The sequence below is a fragment of the Acinetobacter sp. YH01019 genome, assembly GCF_013420285.1.
In the GTDB taxonomy this organism is placed as follows: Bacteria; Pseudomonadota; Gammaproteobacteria; order Pseudomonadales; family Moraxellaceae; genus Acinetobacter; species Acinetobacter gandensis.
Genome location: NZ_VOYM01000122.1, coordinates 1 through 5,949, shown reverse-complemented (window position 1 = coordinate 5,949; position 5,949 = coordinate 1). Strand labels below are relative to the sequence as shown.

At 36.7% G+C, this 5,949-nt stretch carries 6 protein-coding genes and 1 pseudogene; 4 read left to right on the top strand and 3 right to left on the bottom strand.

What is annotated here, in order from left to right:
- Positions 1-75 (top strand): annotated as a pseudogene (locus FTT84_RS16705) (IS6 family transposase); the annotation flags it as partial.
- A gap of 65 nt (positions 76-140) precedes the next feature.
- Here the strand turns inward: FTT84_RS16705 and FTT84_RS16700 are convergent.
- Positions 141-680, bottom strand: a complete 540-nt coding sequence (locus tag FTT84_RS16700; protein ID WP_096902770.1) for a plasmid replication DNA-binding protein — start codon at positions 678-680, stop codon at positions 141-143.
- Between the two features lie 130 nt (positions 681-810).
- Positions 811-1,818 (bottom strand): replication initiation protein, encoded by a 1,008-nt coding sequence (locus FTT84_RS16695; protein WP_096902771.1) that lies wholly within the window; start codon positions 1,816-1,818, stop codon positions 811-813.
- 1,511 nt (positions 1,819-3,329) lie between these two features.
- Here FTT84_RS16695 and FTT84_RS16690 point away from each other — a divergent pair.
- Complete coding sequence (locus FTT84_RS16690; protein WP_180081902.1) at positions 3,330-3,482, top strand: hypothetical protein; 153 nt, start codon at positions 3,330-3,332, stop codon at positions 3,480-3,482.
- A 50-nt stretch (positions 3,483-3,532) separates the two neighbouring features.
- Here the strand turns inward: FTT84_RS16690 and FTT84_RS16685 are convergent, their stop codons facing one another.
- Positions 3,533-3,850, bottom strand: a complete 318-nt coding sequence (locus FTT84_RS16685) for a hypothetical protein (RefSeq protein WP_180081900.1) — start codon at positions 3,848-3,850, stop codon at positions 3,533-3,535.
- A 276-nt stretch (positions 3,851-4,126) separates the two neighbouring features.
- On the opposite strand from FTT84_RS16685, the gene FTT84_RS16680 reads away from it, so the two are divergent.
- Both FTT84_RS16680 and FTT84_RS16675 read left to right on the top strand, forming a co-directional pair.
- Positions 4,127-5,092 carry a hypothetical protein gene (locus FTT84_RS16680; RefSeq protein ID WP_180058830.1) on the top strand — a complete coding sequence of 322 codons (966 nt, stop codon included), beginning with the start codon at positions 4,127-4,129 and terminating at the stop codon, positions 5,090-5,092.
- The gene (locus FTT84_RS16675) at positions 5,092-5,781 is read left to right on the top strand and encodes a hypothetical protein (protein ID WP_180012498.1); all 690 of its coding nucleotides are present in this window, start codon (positions 5,092-5,094) and stop codon (positions 5,779-5,781) included. Before FTT84_RS16680 ends, FTT84_RS16675 begins: the two co-directional genes overlap by 1 nt.
- The last annotated feature ends 168 nt before the right edge of the window (positions 5,782-5,949 follow it).

The window sequence follows — 5,949 nt, the reverse complement described above, 5'->3', positions numbered from 1 at the left end:
GGACAAGCATCGTCATTTTATTATGGTCAGCCTCAGGGTGAAGTGTGTCTAATCAACAGGGTTTTCGGTCTCTAAGTACTTTTTAAAGGGAACATCATCGACTCAAATCTCTATTTGCAACAGTGCCTTAAATAGTCCTATCATCCATAGGGCTTGAAAAAACGGCTCCAGAAGCCCCTTTTTTCTGGTTCTGGCTCAATATGTTCAGGGACTGGAATACGCTTATTTTCCTTTTGTTCCGGAGTAGTCAATCCGTCATCTTTCTGGTCTGGTTCTAGTTTAGGATTCTCTATCATCTCAGAATCAACAGGAGGAACAACTTTGTGCTCTTCTACCCCTGTTTTTGGTTGTTCAAGCTGACCTTTAAACTCAATTCTATGAGTCAAATCTTCTATGTGTTGCATCAAAGCCTTTTCTCTGTGATTGGCTAAGTCCAATTGATTTTTAAGTAATGAAATTTGATCTTTTAATACAGTTTCGACTTCTGACTGGACGTGTACATGTACATCCTTCTGTACGTGTTCAGTGCGTGTACTGGACTGAACACCTGAAGGATTTCCGTAGACTCTGATAAGTTCAGATAGATCTATAAGACCATCATGATCCCTTGATAATTCACCATTTTTTATAGCTTCGTATATTGTTGTACGTGATTTTTTAAAGGCTTTACTAGCGTCCATAACGCTAAATTTTGTTGTGTTCAATGGAATCCCTCAGTGCGTGTACAAGGATGTTCATCTGAACATTCTACCTAAACATGAAATTTATTTTGTATTAAAGCCTACTTTCTTTAGATAGGGGAGTAGCTCTTCAATTTTTTTGTTCAATAGTAAGGTCGACATTGAATTCTGCTAATTTTTCAATCCATCTATTACCTTCGTTGTTCTTAAAATCAGTTTTTATTCTTTCTACTAATTCGTCTGTAGTCTCACCAGATTCTTTGAATCTCAAGCTCAATTCTTCACTTTGAATTATCGTTAAATAAACCATTTTTGCAGTTATTTTATTTTGCGCTTGGTTACTACCAGTTTCACTTTGTTGATTAGCTCCAATAGTTTTCTTTTTTCTAACTATAAAATTAACATGACTAGCTTTGCGTCCTTCTTTCTTAACTGCTTTAAACTCAATAGTCAGTTCTGTTTTAGAGTTAATGTCATCAATATGAGGTTTAAGAATAGTACTTTTGAAATCTCTATATTCTGGGTATGAATTTTCTGCTAGACCTAAAGCACTTTTTAATTCTTTAATGGATACATCGAAATTAGAACGAAATTCATTTTGTACCAAGAATGGGTAAAGTTTTAAACCGTGACCATGTAAGGCAACAGCCGACTTAACTTTAAATTTTGTATACGAATTTTGTTTATTAAAAACATACATAATGTATAGGGCAAAATGCGTGAAAGAAATATAAAAACATCCATCCTTGTATGAGCATGTACTAATGAGTCTTGTTCGAATTTCTCGATCTTTTCCAGGATGATAAAAAACTACACTGTGGTCGTAGAGAGCATCTACTACTCGGTTTAAGGCTACATAAGCACTGCTTGGCTTTAAGCCCGTCAATTCAGCATATTCTTTAGCTGTTACAGTGAATTCTGTTGTTTCATTGGGATCTGATGCTAGCCGAACTTTAGGGCTAAAAAAGAATAGCAATTTTAGAATATCGTCTTTTGGTGATTTCTCATGCTTCAATTGCCAGAAAATATTTTGAAAGACAGCATAGTCTTTTGGATAACGTTTGGCAGGTGCTGCAAGAGGAAAAAGAGATTTGTCATGTTCCTCAAAATTTTTAATTTTCTTTAATGATACAGCCATCTAAAATCACTATTCTTCTATTATGTGGTGGTATTTTTAATGCTATTCACCCCCACTTATTAAGTCAAGCATATCTTGATTACAACCTAACATTTCGCCCCCACTAACCTAACATTTCGCCCCCACTAACCTAACATTTCGCCCCCACTAACCTAACATTTCGCCCCCACTAACCTAACATTTCGCCCCCACTAACCTAACATTTCGCCCCCACTTAAAGTCAAAAACCTAACATTTCGCCCCCACTTAAAGTCAAAAACCTAACATTTCGCCCCCACTTTAGTGTCTGAAACACTGGTATAGCAACACATTGAGACTGGTCGTAAAGCTTTTTAAAAGCTTTTTAAAAGCTATTAAAAGCTTTTAATAAAGCTTTTAAAATTAATAAATGAAAAATTGCCCTTGGTTTTCGCTACGCTCAAACTCTATTGAATCTCGCTTTCGCTCGATTCGCCGGGGCAATTTTTTGGTTTATGTTTTCGTGAATTTAAGAAAAAGCAAAAGCAAGATCAAAAGCAACTCGGAATTCGCTTCGCTCATAGAGCTTTTTTACTCGCTACGCTCGGTCTAGGCTCAAATTTCTGCATATGATTTACGCTTATTTAGGCTTCACAGCTTAAAAAACGGTTTTTCAGAGAGTCTAGGCGCGAATTTTGGTGGTTCGCTCGTAGACACTCGCTCTATAGATGCTTATACAAGGCTTAAAATGGCGTTTTTTAGCCCGATTACAAAGTCATGTGATGAAATGATGGTTTTTGCTATGAAGTGGCTTAAATCGCAAATGAGAGCGAAATAGAGTTATTTTTATAAAGACAAACCCAGCCCCTAAGGGGCTGGGTTCTTAAAACCACTAGTTTGTACGTATTTATACTGCATCAACAGTTTGAAAATATCATTGTCGGCCAAGACAACTAATTTTCACGATTGTAGAATCGTTTTAAGACAGTTTTTTCGGTAAATCATGCTAGCCAAAGCATGTTGATACCACTCGAATATTACCGAAAAAAATCTGTTTTCAATCACCTTAAACATCACCAACTTATCGGCATAGACTTTCCCAATTAACAGCGCTTACGTTTTTATTCGCTCGAACTGTCTGCAACCTCGATGTAGCTAAGGTTTTGTACTGGTCTATTCTCTAACACTTCTAAAGACCGTCACCGATCACCACCTCGTTGTTTGCCTAGAATTGCTTTTCTGTGAACTCATCAATCAGAAATTAAATATCTACAACTCATACGGTGTGAAGTGCGCCCACGTTAGTTTCACTTGTCTTTGATTTCAATAAAAAACATTGAAATCGAGTAGTACGCTTATCTCTAACTTAACTAAAATCAATTCCATACTTCGCTAGACCGCAGTTCCAAGTCTTTTCTAGCTTATATTTCCTAGTTAAATTAATAAGGTAAAGCACTTACTCTACGCATATCGACTGCCATCAACTATTTTGTAGTTGTATGTTGACAGAGACGACCTTACAGGCTTGAGCTATCCATTGATCTGTCAGCAATTTGCAACGTATCTCTACGAATTCAGCAAATCACCGTACAGTACCGAACGATCCAGTTATTCACCTCACGCCCCTGACACCTTACGATGCCCTCAAAAGCCCACCTGTGCGCCTTGACTATGCCCTTGCGAAGCATCTGCCAAGCGGTTATTAACGCCATTCACCCAATCCTTGAGATGGCTCACCGTAACAAATAAAACAGGGTTAATTCACTAAGTTACCAGTCGCATGTTTTAAACGCTGATAACCCGTCAATTCCCGTGTCCGTGTCGCCCTACTTGCATCCTGTAAAAACAGGAACATAACTTTTGTAACAGGTAGAAAAGAGGAGTCACACCTCTCAGCCCCTATCGTAGCCGCGCCAGCTAGATTTCTCACGCACGCAGCTTCACCGATAAAAATTTTCACAACTTGGCACGTTGCGAAAATGGGTGATGTTGTTTGTTCATGGTTGGCAATCCATGAACAAACAATTTTTAAGGAAAATTGAATGTATGGATTGGCAGTCCAACGAAAAAACAATATCTACAAATCTGATCTTATGCGTATCAAATACCATGTCAAGTCGAATTTTTGGAACTGCTAATTATGCGATAGCATAATTCGGTTATAACTACCTATAACTAGTCTTTTAGATATAACTATTAAAAAAATCTTTGGAATACCTTTAAGAATCTACAAATGAAGGTATATTGATAATTAAATTTTTGGACTAAATAAGAAAAAATGATTTATTACACCACTGGCATAAAAGAGTTCACTCATACGACCCTTGCATGTTTCAGCAAAGGTTACGATTTGGGAATTTTGATTAAACCGAGCAGTTTTAGTAATGCAGAATCCATGCTTGAAAAGTGGAATGACCGCTATGGTTTGCTGAATACACCACAACAGCAGTATCGAAAATTTCTGTCCGGACAAAGTACGTTTTGTTGCATCGTTGCGAATGGCGGTTGTTTTCAGAAAGAAAATCTAACCGAAGCTGATTTTTATCGTTACTTGCGTGATAAATCGAAAAATGAAAATAAGTTATATACCCTTAGACCCCCGACTTTGCTTTTACTTTGCCGTGTAAATGACTTACTTCTACGTTTGCCTGATGGTGTGATTATTCAGAATAAATATGATCATCTTGATTATTTAAATGATCAAATTTCTAAACAGGTCAAAGGTGCTGAAACCTTTGGAAAGATATCCTTAACAGTGGGTGAATATACTTTTTTACAGCTCACAAAACGAGCCAAAAGTATCAAAGAATTGCAAGAAATGGGTTTAAGTGAAAATACCAAACATGCGACTAACTTTACATGGCGTTTGAAGCAAGAAGCGTTTGAGGCTGTGCGTCAACGTGGCGTTAATTTGGTAAATAGCTTTCAAAAAAATAAATCCAATACGGATGTAAAAGAACATTTTGAAAAGTACCTTTTAAGCCTTGAGGGCTATATTGGCTACCGTGGTGTACGTGTGCAGATCGGTAAGTTATATAGCATGTTCACGGCTTATTTTCAGTCAAAAATGAACCGTAGTTTTTTAGGTGCAGGTGGACGAAAGTTAAATCTAAGCTATGTCCGTGCTTCCACTCCAAAAATTAAAAATAATACGGAAATCCATACATATTTTAGGGCTATTAAAGACGAAGCCAATCAAAGCTCAAGAGAGCTACTTTTGGCATGGAAAAGCAGTGAGGAGGGTAAGAGGTTTTTAGCGTCCAAAAGCAGTGATGGCTATGTTTATAGCGATAGTTTTTACAAGGATATTGAGTGATGGCTAAAACCCCTTATTTCAATAAACGTAGGTGGCTTGAGAGCCGACAGGATGAAATTACCGAGCTGTACCGCACGGGTAAAAGTTGGCATGAAATTGTTGAGCATTTAAAAATTTCTCATGCCATGCCCTTTGCCCTGATTGAAGCCGATTTTTTTAAATATTGTGATTTTTTAGTTGATGAGGTTGCGACAAGTCACTTTGAGGAAAATATTGAGCTACAGCGACAGCTCACCGACTTTAAAAAGCAATTTTCTACAATAGAAAAAGCTAAAGAATCTCTAGAACAAGAGAATGAAGCCCTCAAAGAAAAAAACATAAAACTGACTGCTAGAGCAAAGCAGTTGATTCAAGAGTCTAAAGAGCAGGATGAATTTAATGAGGAAAGTCAAAAAATCAATGCCGATCAAGCGAAAAATCTTATTCAGCAGATCAATTTAAATAAACAACTGGAGCAATCCAATACTGCGCTATCACTTAAAAATGAACAGCAGAGCGAAAAATTAGAAAAAATTTCAAAATATATGGATGCTATTCAGGCTGAAATGGATAAGTTTTCAATGTCAGAGGTGGAGTATAAGGAGAAAATTAAAATAGCTCATGATACGATTTTTAGGCTTAAAGCAATGCTAACAGTGCTACTTGTAATATTGTTAGGTTTCGCCTTTAAATCAGGTTTATTTGCGTAGAAAAGACGATTTCACAGAAGATGCGACATTATGTAAATTTGGAGTATAGCCTAACGGAACAAAATAAAGTCTTAAAAAGCAACTCAAAAACCGTATTTATAGACTTAATATTTAATTTCGGTACAATATGTATTTAATTATCTAAACTCTAACGGTACAGAATGCCTA